Raw genomic sequence first — 20,668 nt, forward strand, 5'->3', positions numbered from 1 at the left:
TACTAACGGATTAGAGGTGTTCGTCATGACAACTGGTAAAGATGATAAAGCTAAAGGAACGGCCAACAAAGCAGCAGGTAAAGTGAAAGAAGCCGCGGGCAAGGCAACCGGTAGCACCAAAACTGAAGCCAAAGGTAAGGCCCAGCAGGCGAAAGGCGAACTGCAAAAAGGCAAAGGCGACGCCAAGGAGAGCCAGAAAAAACAGCGCTAATCATGTAACACAGATACCAACAGGGGGCTTCGGCCCCCTGTTGGCGTTTATGCGGTCTGGAAACTCCCGTTTCTCATCTTCAGCGCTGAAGCATTTGGGAATAGCCTGGAGAAGTGTGTTTAGTAGTGACCCAGTAATTTCCACCACAAACCGCCGACAACTACCCAGATCACAAGATTGACCACGCTCATAATAAAGCCTGCTTTCCACCACTCGCCCAGCGTTAGGTAGCCCGACCCAAAAATGACAGGCGATGTGCCTGTGGCGTAGTGAGTTAAGGTCATCATGATGGAGGAGGTGGCGGCCATGATAAGCACAAACGGCATGGGCGGAGCGCCGAGTGTTAACCCAACGGTAAGAAAAGCAGCCATCATGGCAGTAATATGTGCGGTGGTGCTGGCAAAGAAGTAGTGAGTGTAGAGGAAAGTCAGCACTAACAGGGCCGATGCTCCCATCCAGCCGATGCCCATCATGGTGATCCAGTTCTGCATATTGGTAGAGAACCAGTCGATCAAGCCGGTCTGGTTGAGCTGGGTAGCCATCATGATCAGGGCGCCGAACCAGAGTAGGGTATCCCAGGCGTTCTTTTCTGCTAGCACATCATCCCAGGTTAATACGCCGGTCAGTAGCAGTATCGATAGCCCAATAAACGCCGAAGTGGTGGTGTTGAGGGTTACCGAGTCACCTAGAAATAGCGCCGGGATATCTGCCCACAGCAGCAATAACACTAAGAAGACAAACAGCATAATGCCTTCGTCTCGGCTGAGTTTACCCATTTCGGCAAGTTTATCCCGAGCCATCTGCGTGGCGTGGGGTGTCTGTTTAATATCCGGCGGATAAAGCAGGTAAAGAATATAGGGCATAGCCAGTATAGCGACCAAACCAGGAAGTAGCATGGCGAGCGCCCAGGTCATCCAGCTCAGTTGGATTTCCGCCCCTGTAGCGATGGAAATTAGCTCCACGGTCAGTGGGTTGGGAGCAGTGGCAGTGACAAACATTGCTGAAGTAATCGGGTTGCTGTGATAGTTCACCAGTGCCAAATATTTGCCGATTTTGCTCGAAGTGCCGTCTTCCGGCCGTGAATCAAAACCTTTAGCAATAGAGCGCATGATGGGGTGCATGATTCCGCCGCCGCGAGCGGTATTGCTGGGAGTAACCGGTGCAATGCAAAGCTCTGAAAACGCCAAACTATAGCCGATCCCCAGCGTCTTCTTGCCGAAGATGGAGATAAAATAGTAACCGATGCGGGCTCCTAGCCCTGTCTTGATTAGCCCCCGAGAGATCATAATCGAGATGGCAATTAACCAGATCAGCGAGTTGGAGTAGCTGCTTAACGCATCGTTAATCGCGGTACCTGGGTTGTCGCTGGTCACCCCGCTCGCCGCCACAATCGCAATGGCAATAATTGAGATGGCCCCTATGGGCATTGCCTTACCAATAATCGCGGCAATCGTCCCCACGAAAATTGCCAGCATCAGCCAAGCGTCCGAAGTGAGACCCTCCGGCAGTGGAATAGCCAGCCATATCAGTAGAGTGATCGCCACCGCAATAGCGGTTGGCAAGGGCTTGAAAGGTAGCGTCGGCATCGTGGAACCCTATAGTAAGTAGGTGGCTGCGGTACGCTCACAGGCAATAAAGCAGTGCTTGAGTGGCTACTTAAGTCTAGAGCGGATGGGCGCTTGGCAACTTGCCTCACGTCAATTCGAAGCTTGATCTAGCGCAATCATTTCCGCTTCCAACTATGCCTTAATGGTGAGGTGCCATTGACTCCCCTCACTGAGGAAGCGACCCATGCCTACCATGATGAAAGCGGCCATCTTCGTTGAACCCGGCCGTATCGAAATTGACGATAAACCCATCCCCGAGATTGGCCCCAACGATGCCCTGATGCGCGTGACCACCACCACGATCTGCGGCACCGATATCCATATCCTGAAAGGTGAGTACCCGGTGGAGCGTGGCCTGACCATTGGCCATGAACCCGTGGGCGTGATCGAAAAACTGGGGGCCAACGTAAAAGGCTACCAGGAAGGCCAGCGGGTAATTGCTGGCGCCATTTGCCCCAGCTTTACTTCTTACGCCTGCCAGGATGATTGCTGCTCACAAGATGGCGGCCACCACGGCCACGGGTATAAACCGATGGGCGGCTGGCGCTTTGGTAACACCATCGATGGTGCCCAGGCCGAGTACCTGCTGGTACCGGATGCCCAGGCTAACCTATCGCCAGTGCCGGATGGCCTAACCGACGAACAGGTGCTGATGTGCCCGGACATTATGTCCACCGGTTTTGCCGGTGCCGAAGCCGCCGGTATCAAAATCGGCGACACGGTGGTGGTCTTCGCCCAAGGGCCGATTGGCCTATGCGCCACGGCGGGGGCGCGGCTGCGTGGGGCCGGGATGATCATTGCGGTAGACGGGGTTGATGAGCGTTTGGCCATGGCCAAGCAGATGGGCGCGGACGTAACGCTGGATTTCCGCAAGGTGGATGTGGTCGAGGAAATTCTCAAGCTCACCGGCGGGCGCGGCGTCGACTCCGCGATTGAAGCGCTTGGCCTGCAACAGACCTTTGAATCCGCCCTGCGGGTGTTAAAACCCGGCGGAACGCTCTCCAGCCTGGGCGTTTACTCCCAAGACCTAACGATTCCGCTGAGCGCTTTCTGTGCTGGCCTCGGCGACCATAAGATTATCACTTCGCTATGCCCCGGTGGTAAAGAGCGCATGCGCAGGCTGATGAGCATCATCGACGCCGGTCGGTTGGATCTTGGGCCCATGGTCACCCACCGCTATGCGCTGGAGAATATCGTCGAAGCCTACGATCTCTTCGCCCACCAGCGAGACGGCGTATTGAAAGTGGCGCTTGAGGTCTCCTGAGGTTCAAAGCTAAGATTGATGTTCAGCAGCAAGGCTGTTCTTCAGTAGGAGGTGTGCTCAGCTCACGCCTCCTGGTACAGTACTCTGCTTTTGTGGCGAAATTTCTCCGCCCGTTCTTTTATACCTGTCATCATTGCTTATCTGCGCAGAGCACTAGGCAGTGGTGGTAAGACGCAGCTGGGTTGAATTTCAATTACTATATTCGGTTAGGTCTTGATGCAAGATACGCCTGATTTCCAGAATCGCTTGGGCCGTTTCCTGGACGCTGTGCCCAGCGATAAACACTTTTTCTGATATGGCTCCCGGCAAATGTGCGCTGGCGTACGGCACTATCCCATCATCTGAAACCTCTAACGGTACACTGGTGTCACGCTGGGCAATGATAGAATGGTAGTGAACTTGAGGGGAGATAGGCAGATTGGCCGTTGCTCTAATGAACGGATCTGCCTCACTCAAATTATCGATACTGTTGGGAAGGCGCAGGTATGCCCCATCTGATTCGGCGTCAGTATTAGCCAGAGCCCTGATGACATCGTCGAACTCTTCCAGCAAGGTGAGTGGTAGACGAACGAAACGAGAGACTGCTCTCCCTAGACGATTACCGGCCACCGGTGTGCCGCGATGTGGTGCTGCGATGAAAATTGCTCGTTTTATCTCTGGTAGCGATTCGAAACGTAGTAGGGGAGCTAGGCGTTGTTGGGCGAGTTGCCTATGTGCCTTTGGCAATTGGCGTTGTTCCACGAATTCGCTCCACAACCTACCTTGGCTAGAAGAGACCATCAGGCGTGCCAATACACCCCCCATGCTATGGCCAATTAGAACGATACCTTGTGAAGCCAGCGTTTCTGTGGTGGGATCAAGTTCCAGTAGTGTTTCATTCACAGTGCGTCGTATCGCCGTATGATTAATCGACAGTGGCATATTGGTAGGGTAGTAGATTTGCCATACCTGAAAATGTTGCCGCAGGCTCTCATCGCCCAGCACTTCATTAGCTACATTTACCCAGGCTTCGGGACTACTGCCAAGGCCATGCAGCATGAGGATGATGCGTCGCTCAGGATCGAAGGGCTGCATCATATAAAGGTGTGGTCGGTTGATACCTTGGCTGTGGCCTAGCAGAGAGCGTATGGCCTGACGCGAAAAGCCTGAATGCGCCAGCCATAGTCCATAGCCCGCAGTGAAATTTGCGGCTAGGGGAATCTGTTGCCCATGCAACTGTATGCTGTCGTCTTGGTAGGGGTCTCTTACGATCACCTCTAGTGATTGAGTCGATAGCACCTGAGCCAAATCCTCACCGGAAAAATGGATTAGTGCGGTGAGTGCCGGAAAAGGCATTTCGCTATAAGGTCGAGCGCGATGAAGCGCGAGGCTATCGTCTAATACCGCGACCAGTTCGGCACCAAAGCCGTCACGGCGATAAGTGCTACGCAAGCCGGAAAAGACCAGTGAAGATGCTGGAACTAGGTTCTCGGGTAAGTCGATGTCGCCGGCGAAGCGTACGCCGGTGAGATCGGTTGTAACCTTCCAGCCAGAAAGCCTAGGCGTATCCAAAGAATAGGAGCGGCTTTTATCTTCAATGGCTGAGAGATTCTGTTGAAAAAGCCCTGAAACAATCTGTTGAACTGAATAGTTATAATAGTCGCGTACTTGTATCTGACGATCTTCGAAGGCGCGTTCCCCAGGAGATCGTTCGGAGAAAAACAAGTAAGCATAAGCATGTCTGGCAACCTCAATCCAAGCGTAAATGTCAGCCTCGGTACTCGGGATATCACTTGATGATCCTGCTTTTGACATCGCTTCTTGAAGCCACAGCTCTGCCAGTGCGGAAAGTCTGCGTTCTTCAGCTATGCCAGCGGTGCTGGATAATATATCTACGCAGTTTTGGGAGTGCTCACGGCATCTCCCTTCATCCAGCCCGATAACTTTGATGGTTTCCTGGGTAGCTGCGCTTAGCTCGCCACTGGTAAGCAGGTCTCCGCGTTTAAGCGCGATATACTCACCAGGGCTAAGCGAAGAGACGCCAACCATGGCACAACCATTCACTATTAGGATAATAAGTAGCGTGTTGAGTAAAGTGATAAGCTTAGCTGGTTTCACAACGACACCTTATTAATCGGTCATGTGGCGCTTTCGGGGCGATTTTTAGTGAATGAACTTTACCTACAGTTAACGGTGATTTGGGAGTCAACCATCAGTTGATCATGGTGCTAAGAATTCATGCAGCATTCGCAAATGGGCTCGGCGCAGCGAGCCAACGGTGGCGGCGGCAGTCGCTTCATCAAAAATCATTTGCCAAATGGCACCATATAGCGCTGGTGCCATTAGCAGCGCTGCGTCTTCAAGGAAGGCGCTGTGACGAAGATGCCCTTTATCGGCTGCAGTTTTCAAAATGGCCTGTTGTTCTGCGAGGTATTTGTCAATTACCTCCCTGCGCCAAAAATCAACAAGATGAGGGATGCGTCGGCTTTCCGTCATCAGCAGCTTCAGCATAGCTATGACATCTGGATCACTCAGTTGGCTATAGAGGTGATCAATAAAGGATTCGATAGCTTCGCTCAGGGAGTCGCCGCCGCTGAGCACCCACTGCTGATTGTTGAACCTTGGTGTCAGGCGTTTTAATAGTAGTGCTTCAAATATCGATTCCTTGCTCTTGAAGTGAGCATAGAGGCCGCCTTTCGAGAGTTCCGCCCGCTGAGCAATATCCTCCATGCGGGCAGAGGCGAACCCGTGTTGCGAAAACTCGTACAAAGCCGCACAGAGGATCTGCTCTATACGCACATCGGGGGGGAGTCGGCGATGTTTGCGAGCTTGTTTAGTAGGAGAGGAAGGCAAGGTGCAGTTACTCATCAGTTGGTTGCTTTAATGCGGCACCTTTTATCATTTCTTTGTCTAGAGTACGAGAAATTGCTTGTGTGTTTACGTCTCTGACCAGCATGACGGGCACCGGCGCAATACGTGCCACTTGCTCGGCGTCGCTGCCGAGGAGAAGTCGTTTCATGCCACGTCGGCCATGGGTGCCTAGAATTATCAGATCGAACTGGCACTTAGCTGCGTGATCCGCAACGTGTTCTGATACTCGTTTGCCCTCGGCCTCGACAAGTACTGTGGTGACACTGAGTTCTTGGGCTTCAAGCTGTATCCGAGCGTTGTCGAGCAGATCATTGCCGACTTTCAGAAAATAGGGTCTGACTTTTTTTATATAGGCGCGCGGGCTTTCGAAACCATTGGAGTACTCCATTGCATTAACCACATGTAGTAGCTCGATGCTGGCTCCCGTCAGCTTTGCTAAATAGTTTGCCTGTGCCAAGGCTAAAAGTGAGGTGCGGCTGCCGTCTATAGGTACCAGCAATTTGGTGTACATGGATGACTCCTAAGTGAATACTTCTAATATAAGTCAGGCACGAAGCTTGGCGGTTATGGCTCTCCAGGCTTGGCAGTGTTATTTTCGTTCGACCTTCCTAGGCTGCGTTTACCTGCTGTGACGATGGCTTCCTGTTCATGGGCTGCATCGTCGAACACCTTCAGCATTTGCGCTAAGCTTGCCTCTTCTTCTGGCAATAATGCTTCCGTGGCGGTCAGCATCTGCTCAAGAAGCCGCGCCTGATCGCGTATCTCGTTCGCGGCGCTGTCCGCCAGCAGTCGCGGGATGGCAGCGGTTGCAGCATCAAGATCAAGGCGCATCAGGTTGGCCTGGCGACGTACTAGCTGTCGGAATGAGGCCATATCTAAGTGGACTAGATAGTCCGGCTGTTGCAAGCTGGCCGCTAGATTAAAGCGGCGCTCGTCGGCTTCGCCACGAAAGCGGCTGACGTAGAACAGTGCGCGGATACTGGCTTCAAGCAGGCCTCCCTGATAAATTCCGGCGCGCAGCCGCTCAATTTCTTCAGCAACGAAAGTGAGATGCTCGGGCGAGACCCCAGGATGTGTACGCGGGGGGCAGTCATCGGCAGATAGCCCTGCCATGGCTTGTACCCACGGCGATCCATAGACTACGTTGAATATTTGTTCGTAAGCGTTATCGCGCCGTTTCCTCCAATGATCCAACGCAGAGATCACGGTATCGGAATAGGCTTGTTGCCACTGCAGGAAAGGATTGTCTGCCGCTACTGGTTGGCGTGCTGCGAGGATTTTCTGTGCATATTCAGCCACTGTCAAAGCCATCGGGTTGCGGCTCGACCAGTGTTCGTAAGAGAGACGCAACGGATGTACGCTCTGCAGCCATCGTGCCGATTCGGGAGTAGTCCAGGTACGTACCCAGGGCTGAACGAACTGGCGATAAAGACCTAAGTTAATTCGCGATATATGGTTGACTGCGGCGAATTTGCGGTCGTTCTCAGCATCCACTTGCACAATCTGGCTCACATCCTCGACGCTGCGCCGCTGGATCGACATCACATAGTCACCCTCGACGAGTTCCGCAAGGGGCATATCCACTCGCTTATCCTGAATCTGCGTCTGGTAGATACCGGCGGGTAGCACATCAATTAAGTCGATATTGTTGGTGAATTCGCGGTGCTCTTTGCGGCCGACGCTGCCCGAAACAAAGATGCCCAGATGTCCAATGTTATCGTGCGTGGCATAGACAATGGTTTGGTCGTGGCTGAGTACTTCATCATCATCGCGATAGAGGTCGGTGATCCAGCCCAGTGCCTGCGGCGGTGGCGAGATATTGTCGCCGTTGGAGCAAAAAACCACGATGGGCGAGCGGATATTGCGCAAGTCCAGGCGAATACCTTCGGAGGTTATCAGTTCGGAACTTGACAGCCGATTGCCGATGAAAAGGTTGTCGACGATGTATTGCATCTCTATATCGTTGAGGAATACGTAGCCACCCCAGTATTTTTCGAAGCCCAAGTAGCGTGTTGCCTCACTGTCGGCATTTGCATACAGATTGTACTGCTTGCCCCATAGTGTGTTGGCCGGATTGAGGTTCTCGAAGTTCTGAACCAGGTAAGCACCATCGAAGCGGCCATTGCCCAGGTCGCTAGCGAGTGCGGTTAGCCAACTGCCGCCGAGCAGACCGCCAGCGTAGCGCATCGGATTTTTGCCTGGCCAACCCGCCCAGTACGACACCGGCGTACCAGCCACGATGATGGGCCCGAATAGCTCGGGGCGAAGGGCTGCGGCCATCAATATCTGCCAGCCAGCCTGGCAGTTGGCGACCACTGCCGGCTTGCCCTCGCTGTGTGGATGAAGTGCGATGACTTTCTCAAGGAAAGCGACTTCGGCGAGCACCACATCTTCTATTGTCTGACCGGGCTCAGGGTCGGGGCCAAAACCGATAAAATAGCAAGGATGTCCTGCGCTGAGAGCAGCGCCAACCTCGCTTTCGGCCTTAAAGCCGCCGATGCCGGGGCCATGGCCAGCACGCGGGTCAACCACGACGAAGGGGCGTTTGCTTGTGCTTGGCGCGGGGGGAGAGCCCTCTGACAGCAGAATGCGCGCCAGCCCATAGTTGACTGGGCGCGGCAGCTCATGGCCAGATATCACTACCTCATAGGGAAAGTCGAGCACGTGAGGAGCGTCATCCTCAAGGTGTGCTTGGTACTGATCACCACGCTGACGCATCACATCGGCGTAGAGTATCGAGCGTTGCCATGCATCGGTTGTGTAGCTTAGCGCGGCAGCTACATAGTCTTGAGCCATGCTCAATAGTGGCCATGCGTCCGTATACCAGGGGCGATCATTGGAACCTTCGCTTGCCATGAGAACTTCTCCTGCGTGAGTGCGAGAAAATACCGGACGGGATAGACGACATGGCCACCCATCCCGCTAGGCCGCATGTTCAAAACATATGCTGGCCGCCATTCATTGCCACGTTGCTGCCGGTCATGAAACCGGCTTGTTCGCTGCAGATGAAGGCGACCAGCGCCGCTAACTCGTCTGGTTTGCCTAACCGCCCAACCGGGATCTGCGAGATCACCTTCGATTCCAGTATCTCCTTAGGAACCGCTAGCACCATCTTGGTCTCCAGGTAGCCGGGTGAGACGGTATTGACAGTGACACCCCGCTTTGCCACTTCCATTGCCAGCGACTTGGTGAAACCGTGGATGCCGGCCTTCGCCGCGGCGTAGTTGGTCTGGCCAAACTGGCCCTTGGAGCCGTTAATCGAAGAAATATTGACGATACGGCCCCAGTTGCGCTCGACCATACCTTCGCAAAACGGCTGGGTTACATGGAACATCGAGTCCAAATTAGTTCGCATCACTGCATCCCAGTCGACCTTGGAGAGCTTCCGGAAAGTGGTATCGCGAGTGATGCCAGCGTTATTGATCAATATGTCGACAACGGTGCCTTCGGCTTGGATATCGTTTGCGAGTCGCTGGCAGTCGTCAAAATCGGCCACATCGACAGAGTAGGCAGAGAAGTGGTAGCCCTCACTGGCCTGCTTCTGCAGCCAGGTCTGGACATGGTCGTTGTTTGGCGAATGGGTGACGAGAACGCTATGCCCTGCATCGTGCAGAGTTCGGGCGATGCTTTCACCCAGGCCACCCATACCGCCGGTGACCAGAGCTGTGTGCTGATAAGTCATCGGTTCAATCTCCTTTATTTGTTGTACCCGGATCGTCTTGCGAACTGGCGGTTAACCAGTAGAGTGCTGGGGAGACAACGCTGACAGTCTCAATCAAGGCTTTTCCCGTTTGTACCTGCCAGGCTTGCATCGTATCGAAGAGGCCAAGCAGCAGAGCGCTCTGATTATCAAAGATCTGCTGCATTGGGGGGCCGCCAGCGAAGGGTTGTGTACCCAATTCGTACCATGTCTGCTGACTTTTCTGCACTAGCGCTATCGTTTGTTGGCAAAGGTTCTGATTAGCTTGATAAAGTGCCAGAGGTAAGATGGTATTGTGGTTCATTGTATATTCCTTCTGGTGTGATGCGCCGATGTGCGCGCGGGTTGCATCAGGCCATCTGGCTGATGGTCTTGCGAAAGCGAGAGAGCGAAATGGCGAACAGAGCGCTGCCAATGACTAACAGTGTCAGAAACTGTCCCCATACAACGTCGATGCCGGCACCGCGAAACAGAATGGCCTGGCTTAGCTCGACGAAGTGGGTTGTGGGTGCCAGCAGCATAAGGTTCTGGACGACCTCGGGCATGCTCTCGCGGGGCGTGGTGCTTCCTGAGAGCATCTGTAGGGGTAGCAGGAACAGGATCATCAGCATGCCGAACTGGGGCATGCTACGGGCCAGCGTCGCCAGGAAGATGCCCATTGAGGTGGTGGCAAACAGGTGCAGGGCCGCGCCAGCCAGAAACAGTGCAACCGATCCCTCTATCGGCACTTGAAGCAGGCCGCGTACGACGAAAGTCAGCGATAACGTCACCGCTAGCAACACCACAACCCCCATCGACCACACCTTGGCCAGCATGATTTCGGCAGGGGTCACTGGCATCACCAGCAAGTGCTCGATGGTGCCGTGCTCGCGCTCGCGAATTAGTGCCGCGCCAGTGAGGATGATTGAGAGCATGGTCACGTTGTCGATGATCGACATCAGTGAGCCAAACCATGCTTGGTCAAGGCCCGGATTGAAGCGCGCTCGTAGTGCCAAGTTGACTGGTGGGATGGTGCTTGCGCGGTAGCGGCTTACGAACTCATTGATCTCGCCCATGACGATCTGCTGTACATAACTATTACCCGAGAAGGCCTGGCTCATGCGCGTGGCGTCGATATTGAGCTGAATGTCGGGGCCGCGTCCGGCCAGCACGTCGCGCTGAAAGTTGGCGGGAATAACCAGTACGAAGGTGTAGTCTCCCGCATCCAGACCCGCATCCATTTCCTGGAAGGTGATGATTTGCGGGTGCACGAACTGTGGTGGGTAGAAGGCCGATACGATACGCGTGGAAAGCGGTGAGTCGTCTTCGTCGACGATAGCGATAGGAGCGTTGTTCAGCGTCTCGGGCATTGCCGTCGCGGAAGTGTAGACCGAAGCAGTGAACACATAGACGATCAGCACCAGCATTATGGGGTCACGCAATAGACTCCAGAACTCTTTGACGCCCAGGCGATAAATGTTTGCAATCCTGCGCATCTCAGCTCTCCTGCTTTTTCAGTAGGGCGATCGCCATGCCCATGATCACCGGTACCGCCAGCAGCATCGGCAGGAACGACCCGATAAGGTCACCTAGCCCTAGGGACTTGCTGAATACGCCGCGGCTAATGGTGAACATGTAGCTGGCTGGATAAATATTGCCGATGAAGCGTCCGGTGCCTTCCAGCGACGAGACCGGATCGGTGAGGCCCGAAAATTGGATGGCGGGAATCAGCGTACCGATCATAGCGAAGAACATAGCGGCGATCTGGCTGTGGGTGATGGTCGAGGCCAGCAGGCCCATGCCGGTGGCGATGATGGAAAATACCAGGGCCGACAGCGCTAGGGTCGGGAAGCTACCGGTGATCGGTACGCCGAACAATGTGATCGCCAGCCCGGTCATCAATAAAAAATTGACCATTGCCAAGCCGATGTAGGGAATTTGCTTGCCGATCAGAAACTCGGCGCGGGTGACCGGGGTGACATAAAGGTTGATGATTGAGCCCATCTCTTTTTCACGCACCACCGAGAGTGCCGTGAGCATTGCTGGCAACATCAGCAACAGCAGTGGAATCACGGCAGGAACCATTGCTGGCAGGCTCTGAATGTCAGGATTGTAGCGGTAGCGGTTCTCGATATTGGCTGCTGCTGCGCTGACGGCGGTTCCGGATTGCCTTGCTTGCGCCAGCAGCCACTGCTGGTGGATGCCCTGTACGTAGCCTTGCACGGTTTCGGCGCGTTGAGGCATGGCGCCGTCGATCCATGCTCCGATCTCGACATTGTGGCCACGCTTTACATCACGACCAAACCCGGGGGGAATTTCGATTGCCAGGGACAGCTCCCCGCTGCGCATACGTCGATCCAACGCGGCATAGTCTGAGATAGGCGGGCGCTCTCTAAAGTAATGGGGCGATCCCGAGAGGTTCAGCGCGTAGCTCTGACTTAGCGACGTCTGGTCGCGGTCAAGGATGGCGTAGCTGAGCTCCTCCACGTCCATGCTGATGCCAAAACCCATAACGAACATCAGGATCAGCGAGCCAACCAGCGCCAGGGTCGCACGCACCGGATCGCGGCGTAGTTCGAGAGTTTCGCGCCACATGTAGCTGAGCATCCGCTGGAGACTGAAGCGTCGATGGCGTGTTGTGTCGTGATGAGTCTCTGCGGTGACGAGCGGCGTATCCGGGGCATCGCTGGCTTTTTGTGGTGAAGTCTCCTGCGCGGAATTCTCCTGATCGGCGCCAGCTTCGAGCAGGTAGCCGATGAAGGCTTCTTCCAGGGTCGCCGCACCGCGTTTCGCTACCAGTGCTGAGGGGGTATCGCTGTCGAGCACCTTCCCTGCGTGCATCATCGACATGCGGTCGCAACGCTCGGCTTCGTTCATGAAGTGGGTGGAGATGAAGATCGTCACGCGGTCGCGGCGCGACAACTCAATCAGCAGGCGCCAGAAGGCGTCGCGGGCGATGGGGTCCACGCCGGAAGTGGGTTCGTCAAGAATCAGTAGCTCGGGTTTATGGACCATTGCCACCGCCAGGGAGAGACGCTGACGGATGCCCAGTGGCAGGCTCTCCGGCAGGGCGTCGAGCGCCTGCTCGAGACTGAACCGTTCGACCATCTCGGCGACCTTTGCCGATATGTCATGTTCTGCGATCTGGAACAGGCGCGCATGCAGCACCAGGTTCTGACGTACGGTCAGTTCGCCGTACAACGAGAATGCCTGGGACATGTAGCCAACCCGGCGACGCGTGTTAATGTCGCGGGGATCCACTTCCTGGCCAAACAGCCAGGCTTGGCCCTCGCTGGCGGGTAGCAGCCCCGTGAGCATCTTCATGGTGGTCGACTTACCGCAGCCGTTGGAGCCGAGAAAGCCAAAGATCTCGCCACGCCGGATGCGGAAGCTCACATGGTCGACGGCGATGAAGTCGCCAAAACGCATGGTGAGGTCCTTGGCCTCGATGGCGACTTCATTGTCATCCTGCGCCAGCGGCGGGATGTGCACCGGCGCATAGCCGCGCTTTTTTTCTTCCGGCAACAGCTCGATGAACGCCATTTCCAGGGAGTCGCTGTGGGTGCGTGCAAGTAGTTCCTGCGGGGAGCCGGTGGCAAGTATTTTGCCGGCGTCCATAGCCACCAACCAGTCGAAACGCTGGGCTTCGTCCATGTACGCGGTGGCGACCAACACACTCATCTGCGGGCGGTCAACACGAATGCTTGCAATTAACTCCCAGAATTGGGCGCGGGCCAGCGGGTCCACGCCGGTCGTGGGCTCGTCGAGAATCAGCAGGTCGGGGTCGTGAATCAGCGCGCAGCAGAGTCCGAGCTTCTGCTTCATGCCGCCAGAGAGTTTGCCAGCGGGTCGCTCGAGGAAGGTATATAGCCCGGTGCTGCGGGTCAGGTCGTCGATACGCCGCCGGCGTTCACCGGCTCCGTGGCCGAATAGTCGGGCGAAGAACTGCAGGTTCTCCTCCACCGAGAGCGTAGGGTAGAGGTTCTTACCTAGCCCTTGTGGCATATAGGCGATGCGCGGGCCAACTGAGTTACGGTGGCGCTTGTCGCTCATGTCGCCGCCCAGCACCTTGATCACACCCTGTTGCACGGCACGAGCGCCAGCGAGCAGCGACAGCAGGCTGGATTTGCCGACGCCATCCGGGCCAATCAGCCCGACCATACAGCCGGACGGCAGTGCCAGATCCAGCGCGTCCAGGGCTATGGTGCGGCCGTAGCGTAAGGTGAGCGCGCTGACTTGGGCTACGGGTTGCGTCTTCTCGCTCATGGGGTGACGTTGACCTCTAGGTGGTCGGGCCAGGTGGCGTCATCCTCGAGCTTCAGGTAGGCCATGCCGGGCAGGCCTGTTTTGACCTGCTCGATATGCTCAAGCAGCAGCTTTGGATCGATCTGGGCGCGCACGCGGAACATCAGTTTCTCGCGTTCGCTCTCGGTTTCCACGCTCTTGGGGGTGAACTGGGCGACGCTGGCCACGAAACTCACCCGTGCCGGGATCACGAAGTCAGGGGCAGCATCCAGCACCAGGCGTACCTCGTCACCAATGCCCACCCGACCAGCATCTCGAGTGGGCATAAAAAAGGTCATGTAGACCTTGGTGAGGTCGATCAGGTTGAGTACCTTGCCACCGGCACTGAGCACCTCGCCCGGTTCGGCCACCCGGAGCTGTACACGGGCCAAGCGGTCGGCTTTGAGCTCGCTGTCGTCCAGGTCGGCCTCAATGCGCTGGATCGCGGCAAGGGTGGCTTCTATCTCTGACTCGGCCTCAATGACCTGGGATTCGGAAGCGCGGATGGCGGCCTGAGCGGAGAGTACTTGGGCATTGGCTGAGGCCAGGGCGGCCTGCTGGCTCTGGTAGTCGGCCAAGCTATCGTCGAACTGCTGGCGAGAGATGGCGTTGCGCTCCACTAGGCTGGCTGAACGCTCGTAGCGCTTGCGAGAGGCGTTTAGTTCTGCCTGGCGCTGGTTGACGATGGCTCTGGCGGTTTCCAGCTCGCTCTGGCGCATGGCTACCATGGCTCGAGCTGTCTCCAGGGCGTTTTCGGCCCGGCGGGACTGTGCGCTGGCCTGAGCCAGCTCAGCCTCCAGGGTGGCGGTATCCATACGGGCGACCACTTGGCCTGGATCGACGAACTCACCTTCCTCGACCAGTACTTCCTCGAGGCGGCCAGCGACCCGGGTGGCGATGTCGATCTCGGTGGCTTCGATGCGCCCATTGCCTTGGGTGATGCCCTCGCCTAGGCCCTCCGGCTGCAGTTCCCACCAGGTCAACCAGGCCGCGATGCCTATAACAACTATGGCTGCCAGGCCCTTGAACCACTGTCTTTTACTGCTGAACTTCATAATGTTGCATCCTCGGTTGGCGGATGGCCAGACGATTGATGAGCAGCTCAGAGGATGGGCCAGGGCCAAAGGGCTTAAGCTCGTCGCTCTGTGCCAGCGGTGGCGCATCACAGAACGTAATAAACGGATTCTATTATCCTATTATTATTAATTGTGATTTTGATTTAGGTCAATTAAATACCGACTAGTCGGTATTTAATTGATAGTATTTGCTATGAGCTGGGTAGCTATACCAAGGTTTTTTTCGTCACTCTCAAATGTTAAATGAGCTACGTTGCGCAAAACTACTGTTAAGCCATACTTTTGGGGCAGCGCTAGAAAACAAAGGAGCACACAAGCGATGGGAGGTTGCGGCCATTTTTTAGCGCTCCCCAGGGAAAAGCCGCAGCAAGCAGTAAATTATCGTGCGTTGGTAGATTTAAACTTCCTGATACAGCTCACTCCCTTTGTTGCGGAACTTCTCCGCCTGCTCCTCCATGCCTTTCATCACCGCTTCCTGATCACCGTTCAGGCCGTGCTCATTGGCATAGTCACGCACTTCCTGGCTGATCTTCATGGAGCAGAACTTCGGCCCGCACATGGAGCAGAAGTGCGCCACCTTGGCGGAATCCTTCGGCAGGGTTTCATCGTGGTATTCACGGGCGGTATCCGGGTCTAGGCCCAGGTTGAACTGGTCCTCCCAACGGAATTCGAAGCGCGCCTTGGAAAGCGCGTTGTCGCGCCGCTGTGCCGCCGGATGGCCCTTGGCCAAGTCCGCTGCGTGGGCGGCAATCTTGTAGGTGATGATGCCGGTTTTGACATCGTCTTTATTGGGCAGGCCCAGATGTTCTTTCGGAGTGACGTAGCAGAGCATGGCGCAGCCAAACCAGCCGATCATCGCTGCCCCAATACCCGAGGTAATATGATCGTAGCCGGGAGCGATATCCGTCACCAGCGGGCCGAGGGTATAGAAGGGCGCTTCGTCGCAGTATTCCAGCTGCTTATCCATGTTCTCTTTCACCAAGTGCATGGGCACGTGGCCGGGACCTTCGATCATCACCTGCACATCGTGTTTCCAGGCGATATGGGTCAGCTCGCCAAGGGTCTTGAGCTCCGCCATTTGCGCTTCGTCGTTGGCATCCGCCACCGAGCCGGGGCGCAGACCATCGCCGAGGGAGAACGCCACATCGTACTGCTTGCAGATCTCGCAGATGTCCTCGAAGTGGGTGTACAGGAAGCTCTCCTGGTGATGGTACAGACACCACTTGGCCATGATCGACCCGCCGCGGCTAACAATGCCGGTGACTCGTTTGGCGGTGAGCGGCACATAGCGCAGCAGCACGCCCGCGTGAATGGTGAAGTAGTCCACCCCCTGTTCGGCCTGCTCGATCAGCGTATCTCGGAAGACTTCCCAGGTAAGGTCTTCGGCCACGCCTTTGACCTTTTCCAGTGCCTGATAGATAGGCACCGTGCCAATCGGTACCGGCGAGTTGCGCAGAATCCACTCGCGGGTTTCGTGGATGTTCTGCCCAGTGGAGAGATCCATGATGGTGTCCGCGCCCCAGCGGATACCCCAGGTCATCTTATCCACCTCTTCCTCGATGGAAGAAGTTACCGCCGAGTTACCCAGATTACCGTTAATCTTGACCAGGAAGTTACGGCCAATAATCATCGGCTCGCTTTCGGGGTGGTTGATGTTGTTAGGAATAATTGCCCGCCCTCGGGCGACTTCATCGCGCACAAACTCTGGCGTGATCTCCTCCGGCAAGCTGGCGCCAAAGCTCTGACCTTTGTGCTGGTGGCCCAGAATCCGCTCTACTTCAGCGGTACCTAACGTTTGGCGACGCTGGTTTTCCCGCAGGGCGATGAACTCCATTTCCGGCGTAATAATGCCCTGGCGGGCGTAGTGCAGCTGGGTCACGTTCTTGCTTGCTTTTGCGCGGCGCGGGGTGCGGGTTAAATCAAAGCGCAGCTGGGCAAGCATCGGGTCGTTGGCGCGGCGGTTGCCGTATTCAGACGTTGGGCCTGATAGAAACTCGGTATCTTCCCGCGCGTCGATCCAGGCGCGGCGCAGTTCCGGCAGCCCGCGGCGTAGATCAATTTGGGCATCGGGATCGGTGTAAGGGCCAGAAGTGTCATAAACCAGCAGCGGCGGGTTCTCTTCATCAATGGTGCTGGTTTTGGTGGGCGACAGGGTAATTTCCCGAAAAGGTACGCGAATATCTGGCCGCGAGCCTTCCACGTACACCTTGCGTGAAGCGGGCAGCGGCGCAATGGCGGCGGCATCGACCTGGGCGGTTTCGGCTAGAAAATGGCTAGTCTTGCTCATGGATCGGTTCCTTTTAGTTGTTAGTCATTAATGAGAGAGGTCTTCGTCTATCAGCTCTAAGCCCATCTGCCAGAAGTCGATTTCCAGGCGGGTGGCATCGCGGAATATCTTGGCAAGCTCTTTAAAGCGGGCGGGGGTTACATCGGCAAGGCGGTCGTTGAGCCACGCAAGCTCCGCCTGCATGGCGGCCTGAAACTCCTCGCCTTCGTACATAGCAATCCAGGCATCAAAAGGGTTTTGGCTGCCGCGCAGAGTAGAAGGTTGGGCGTTTAGCCAATTAGCGATTTCGCCATAGCCCACCAAGCAGGGGGCCAGCGCTACGTGTAGATCCAGCAGATCACCGCGGTTGCCGGTATCCAATACATAGCGGGTATAGGCCAACGTCGCTCTGGCTTCAGGAAGTTCCGCCAACTCCTGCTCAGAAATCCCCCATTCCTGGCAAAAGCCCACGTGCAGGCCCAGCTCCACATCCACAATGGCTTTCAAGCCTTCATGGGCTTGGCGAAGATCGGCGAGGGTGGGGCTTTTATAAGCAGCCAGCGCGTAGGCGCGGGCGAAGTGAATCAAAAACAGGTAATCCTGCTTCAGGTAGTGACGAAACGATGCATCAGGCAGCGTGGCATTGCCCAGCTGGCGCACGAAATCGTGCTCAATGTAGGCGCGCCAATCTGCTTGGCAAGCGGTAGTGAGATCGGTAAAGCGGTAGCCCATGATGCCTCCGGTGGTAATGATCCGGAGGGCAGGCGAGAAAGATCGAGGAAATGGCACGGAAGGGTGGCGTAAAGGTGCGCCGCGGCCATCGCTTGATCCCTACGCCGGTACCCGCGCCGCAACTCATGTGAGCAGCAGCGCATTAGCCGGATCAGGTTCAGCGGGACCAGCGCTTGGCAGCAAAAATGCTCGCCCTGCGCCATCTCAGCCGGATATCACCGGCACCCCGTCAAGCTGTTCGTTGGTGGAGTGTAGGAGGCGGGTGGGGGAGATGCAAGGGGTAGGGGATTGTTTGGAATGGCGAATCGCATAAGCTGCCGAAATTTGCTTTGCTATCAGAAGAACCAATGGGGTAGAGTCAAATCGAATGGCTGCAAAACCCCAGTTAATATGTCGTCGCGGTCATTGAGGTTGTACACCGGGGTGTAGGATCACTGTTAAATGCGGGAGGTAAAGCTATGCAATTTCGATTTATACCCGCATTACTCGTGTTCTTGGGATCTTATTTCCCATTGTCACTTATTCTTGCGCTCCAAGACATCAGTAATGACAGTTGGACCTCAGGCATCTGCACAGACTGGAGGTCATGTGAGCTTCCAACTCTCGATCATTCATTTCTGTCTTTGTCGATTTTAGTTGTGACGGCACTATGCCTCGGTTTGACCTTCGGAATACTCACCAAAATTCGATACAAGTATCCCGTACGTGTGGTCGAGGCAAAGCCAATTCCTAGTGAAATTATCAGCTATAGCTTTCCATATATCGTAGCCTTCATGGGGGTTGACTACGGGTCGCCGGGTAAATTAGCAGGTCTTATATTGTTCTTTACATGGTTGTTTCTTATAACTTTTAAGTCAGGTCAGATTATTCTAAACCCAATACTGTTAATTTTCGGATGGAATCTTTATGAGGCCAAGGTGTTGGTTAATGGACATGCCCGAACTGCACGAGTATTAAGCAAATCCAAACTCATTCCTGGTGAATACCAGTGTGGAGTGATTCAAGACAACTACATAATTAAGGGGGGCAGAGCGGAATGACAGACTTTGTAGATTGGAGAAGTTTTGACTATCAACAGGCTACGGTGCAGTTGTGGGTATTTAAGAAAAGTGCAACTGATGCGAGATTTCGAGCTTGGCATGTGCGAACAGATGAGAAGATTGAAACGTTATTCCGCCAAACGATTATTGAAAGTTCTGCGAAAACCACAGAAGAAATCAGCTACAGTCCAATTTCTCAGAACAATGAGAGCAGTTGCTTGACGCATTCGTTGGCTGAGAGCGAAGGTCTTATTGCTTTGCTTGGTGTAGTGGATGCTCCTGAGGCAGAAAATACAGATGCACAGCTTAAACATATAAAGGGAGCGGCAGGTTATCTCGTGAAATTCCAACACGATGGTAATACAGTATACGCAGTCCGAAAAACCGCACCAAGTTGGCGACCAAAAGTAAGAAATTCGCTAATCAATGCCGTATTTCAAAACGGTGAGCTATCTGCGACACCTGAAGAAACGTTTTCGTTTGATTACTACTTTGACTTTTACTGCATAAATGAAACGGTTTTTGTTATGTCAAAGCGAGCTTATGAAAGCACTCTGTCAGAAAAGAAAATCTATCAGAAGAATTTTGAAGATTTGGCAGTGGATCCGGCCTTTAACGCTATATTCTCTGATATTCAGCCCTTGAAGGAATATGTCGGAACCAATGCTATACAGTTGCGGCGAATAACAGTCATCCAGACTAAAGCGCTATATCTTCGACCTGACTTCCCTCAAAAGCTACAAGAGGTTAACTTGTCTAGAAATTTCGGGCTTAACTTCGATGACAATGGGAAGCTGATTGTTTGTGCAAATACCGCGAAGACAGTCATGCAAGTATTGCTGGATCATCGCCTTTTGAGCGAGATTACAGAAATAATTTATGATGTTCCTGATGCGGATGTTGTTTAGGCGAGCATCTAACAAGGCCAGGCACGCGACGCCTACTGCATTGCGGCTTCGCCTCCATTCCGCAGCCGGGCGTGCTGAGCGGCGTAAGTGCAAGGAGCATAGAATGAACCTCGAAGAGGTCTATCCCGTTGAAAGCCTAAAAGAGAAGTTCGACGAAGAGGTGATTATCGATTATTACGGTATGGGTGATATTGCTGAAATTGCGAAACTAGAGCCTGGCTGTATGTTTGAAATAGGCGCTAACGCCTGGATGCACTTTGTTGAATCAGGAGCCAAAGTTAACCCGAAGAAGCTGTCTAGATATTTCGACAAACGCGACCCTTTAATCTATCAGAGGGTTGAAAAGGTAATGAAATGCAAAGCTTTGCAAGATATTTTACTTGTTCACGCCCACGTCGATGATAGTAGCCTTGAAAGAGATATCTGTGGCCAACTATTGCTGGCAAGAACATATCCAAACAACCTTCATATCTCTGATGTTGAGTTCAGCAACCCTTATGAGCCGGTTTCATCTTCAGAACAAAACTACCAGTACCATAATTATCGCAGCTTAGGCTTATTTTCTGAGCTTCTAGAGAATATCCTGCAGCTAGGTAAAAATAACAAAATTTCAAAAGTAACCTTATCAGCCGCATCAAGGGATCAAGTGCCTTACTTTGAAAAGCATGGATTCTCCATGGAAGATACAGAGTTTGCGAGTCAGGCATATGAGGCCGACAGCGGTATACCCATGGAGAGAAAATGCACTTAA

General features: G+C 54.4%; 16 protein-coding genes and 1 riboswitch. Of the genes, 4 read left to right on the plus strand and 12 right to left on the minus strand.

Annotated elements, in window-relative coordinates; genetic code table 11:
- The first annotated feature begins 25 nt into the window (after positions 1-25).
- Positions 26-211: a CsbD family protein gene (locus ACWI0H_RS04840; protein ID WP_101145912.1), complete on the plus strand. Its 186-nt coding sequence runs from the start codon at positions 26-28 to the stop codon at positions 209-211.
- Positions 212-330: 119 nt separating this feature from the next.
- Here the strand turns inward: ACWI0H_RS04840 and ACWI0H_RS04845 are convergent, their stop codons facing one another.
- Positions 331-1,797, minus strand: a complete 1,467-nt coding sequence (locus ACWI0H_RS04845) for a DASS family sodium-coupled anion symporter (RefSeq protein ID WP_101145913.1) — start codon at positions 1,795-1,797, stop codon at positions 331-333.
- Between the two features lie 205 nt (positions 1,798-2,002).
- On the opposite strand from ACWI0H_RS04845, the gene ACWI0H_RS04850 reads away from it, so the two are divergent.
- A complete protein-coding gene (locus ACWI0H_RS04850; RefSeq protein WP_035559355.1) occupies positions 2,003-3,082 on the plus strand; it encodes an NAD(P)-dependent alcohol dehydrogenase in 1,080 nt (359 codons plus the stop codon).
- A gap of 189 nt (positions 3,083-3,271) precedes the next feature.
- On the opposite strand, the gene ACWI0H_RS04855 is transcribed toward ACWI0H_RS04850, so the two are convergent.
- The 11 genes from ACWI0H_RS04855 to tenA form a co-directional block, all read right to left on the minus strand.
- Positions 3,272-5,110: an esterase/lipase family protein gene (locus ACWI0H_RS04855; RefSeq protein ID WP_157826475.1), complete on the minus strand. Its 1,839-nt coding sequence runs from the start codon at positions 5,108-5,110 to the stop codon at positions 3,272-3,274.
- Between the two features lie 171 nt (positions 5,111-5,281).
- On the minus strand, positions 5,282-5,929 hold the full coding sequence (locus ACWI0H_RS04860) for a TetR/AcrR family transcriptional regulator (RefSeq protein WP_045812156.1): 648 nt from the start codon (positions 5,927-5,929) through the stop codon (positions 5,282-5,284).
- Positions 5,922-6,443: a universal stress protein gene (locus ACWI0H_RS04865; protein ID WP_101145915.1), complete on the minus strand. Its 522-nt coding sequence runs from the start codon at positions 6,441-6,443 to the stop codon at positions 5,922-5,924. The genes ACWI0H_RS04860 and ACWI0H_RS04865 overlap by 8 nt, the downstream gene beginning before the upstream one ends.
- Before the next feature lie 53 nt (positions 6,444-6,496).
- Positions 6,497-8,788 carry a DUF3141 domain-containing protein gene (locus ACWI0H_RS04870; protein ID WP_198556017.1) on the minus strand — a complete coding sequence of 764 codons (2,292 nt, stop codon included), beginning with the start codon at positions 8,786-8,788 and terminating at the stop codon, positions 6,497-6,499.
- Positions 8,789-8,867: 79 nt separating this feature from the next.
- Positions 8,868-9,614 carry an acetoacetyl-CoA reductase gene (gene phbB, locus ACWI0H_RS04875; protein WP_035559361.1) on the minus strand — a complete coding sequence of 249 codons (747 nt, stop codon included), beginning with the start codon at positions 9,612-9,614 and terminating at the stop codon, positions 8,868-8,870.
- 4 nt (positions 9,615-9,618) lie between these two features.
- The gene (locus ACWI0H_RS04880; protein ID WP_041157795.1) at positions 9,619-9,936 is read right to left on the minus strand and encodes a hypothetical protein; all 318 of its coding nucleotides are present in this window, start codon (positions 9,934-9,936) and stop codon (positions 9,619-9,621) included.
- Between the two features lie 46 nt (positions 9,937-9,982).
- Positions 9,983-11,107, minus strand: coding sequence for an ABC transporter permease (locus ACWI0H_RS04885; protein WP_101145916.1), 1,125 nt, complete (start codon positions 11,105-11,107; stop codon positions 9,983-9,985).
- Position 11,108: 1 nt separating this feature from the next.
- The gene (rbbA, locus tag ACWI0H_RS04890) at positions 11,109-13,877 is read right to left on the minus strand and encodes a ribosome-associated ATPase/putative transporter RbbA (RefSeq protein ID WP_101145917.1); all 2,769 of its coding nucleotides are present in this window, start codon (positions 13,875-13,877) and stop codon (positions 11,109-11,111) included.
- Positions 13,874-14,950, minus strand: a complete 1,077-nt coding sequence (locus tag ACWI0H_RS04895; protein ID WP_041157797.1) for an HlyD family secretion protein — start codon at positions 14,948-14,950, stop codon at positions 13,874-13,876. The genes rbbA and ACWI0H_RS04895 overlap by 4 nt, the downstream gene beginning before the upstream one ends.
- Before the next feature lie 418 nt (positions 14,951-15,368).
- On the minus strand, positions 15,369-17,258 hold the full coding sequence (gene thiC, locus ACWI0H_RS04900) for a phosphomethylpyrimidine synthase ThiC (RefSeq protein ID WP_485875153.1): 1,890 nt from the start codon (positions 17,256-17,258) through the stop codon (positions 15,369-15,371).
- 27 nt (positions 17,259-17,285) lie between these two features.
- Positions 17,286-17,969: a thiaminase II gene (gene tenA, locus ACWI0H_RS04905; RefSeq protein ID WP_485875155.1), complete on the minus strand. Its 684-nt coding sequence runs from the start codon at positions 17,967-17,969 to the stop codon at positions 17,286-17,288.
- Positions 17,970-18,048: 79 nt separating this feature from the next.
- Positions 18,049-18,208: riboswitch (TPP riboswitch) on the minus strand.
- 797 nt (positions 18,209-19,005) lie between these two features.
- Between tenA and ACWI0H_RS04910 the strand changes: the two genes are divergently transcribed.
- Together ACWI0H_RS04910 and ACWI0H_RS04915 are read left to right on the plus strand one after the other, a co-directional pair.
- On the plus strand, positions 19,006-19,917 hold the full coding sequence (locus ACWI0H_RS04910) for a Kiwa anti-phage protein KwaB-like domain-containing protein (RefSeq protein ID WP_485875158.1): 912 nt from the start codon (positions 19,006-19,008) through the stop codon (positions 19,915-19,917).
- Positions 19,918-20,020: 103 nt separating this feature from the next.
- On the plus strand, positions 20,021-20,668 hold the full coding sequence (locus ACWI0H_RS04915; protein ID WP_485875160.1) for a GNAT family N-acetyltransferase: 648 nt from the start codon (positions 20,021-20,023) through the stop codon (positions 20,666-20,668).

Source organism: Halomonas sp. NYA30, assembly GCF_976980765.1.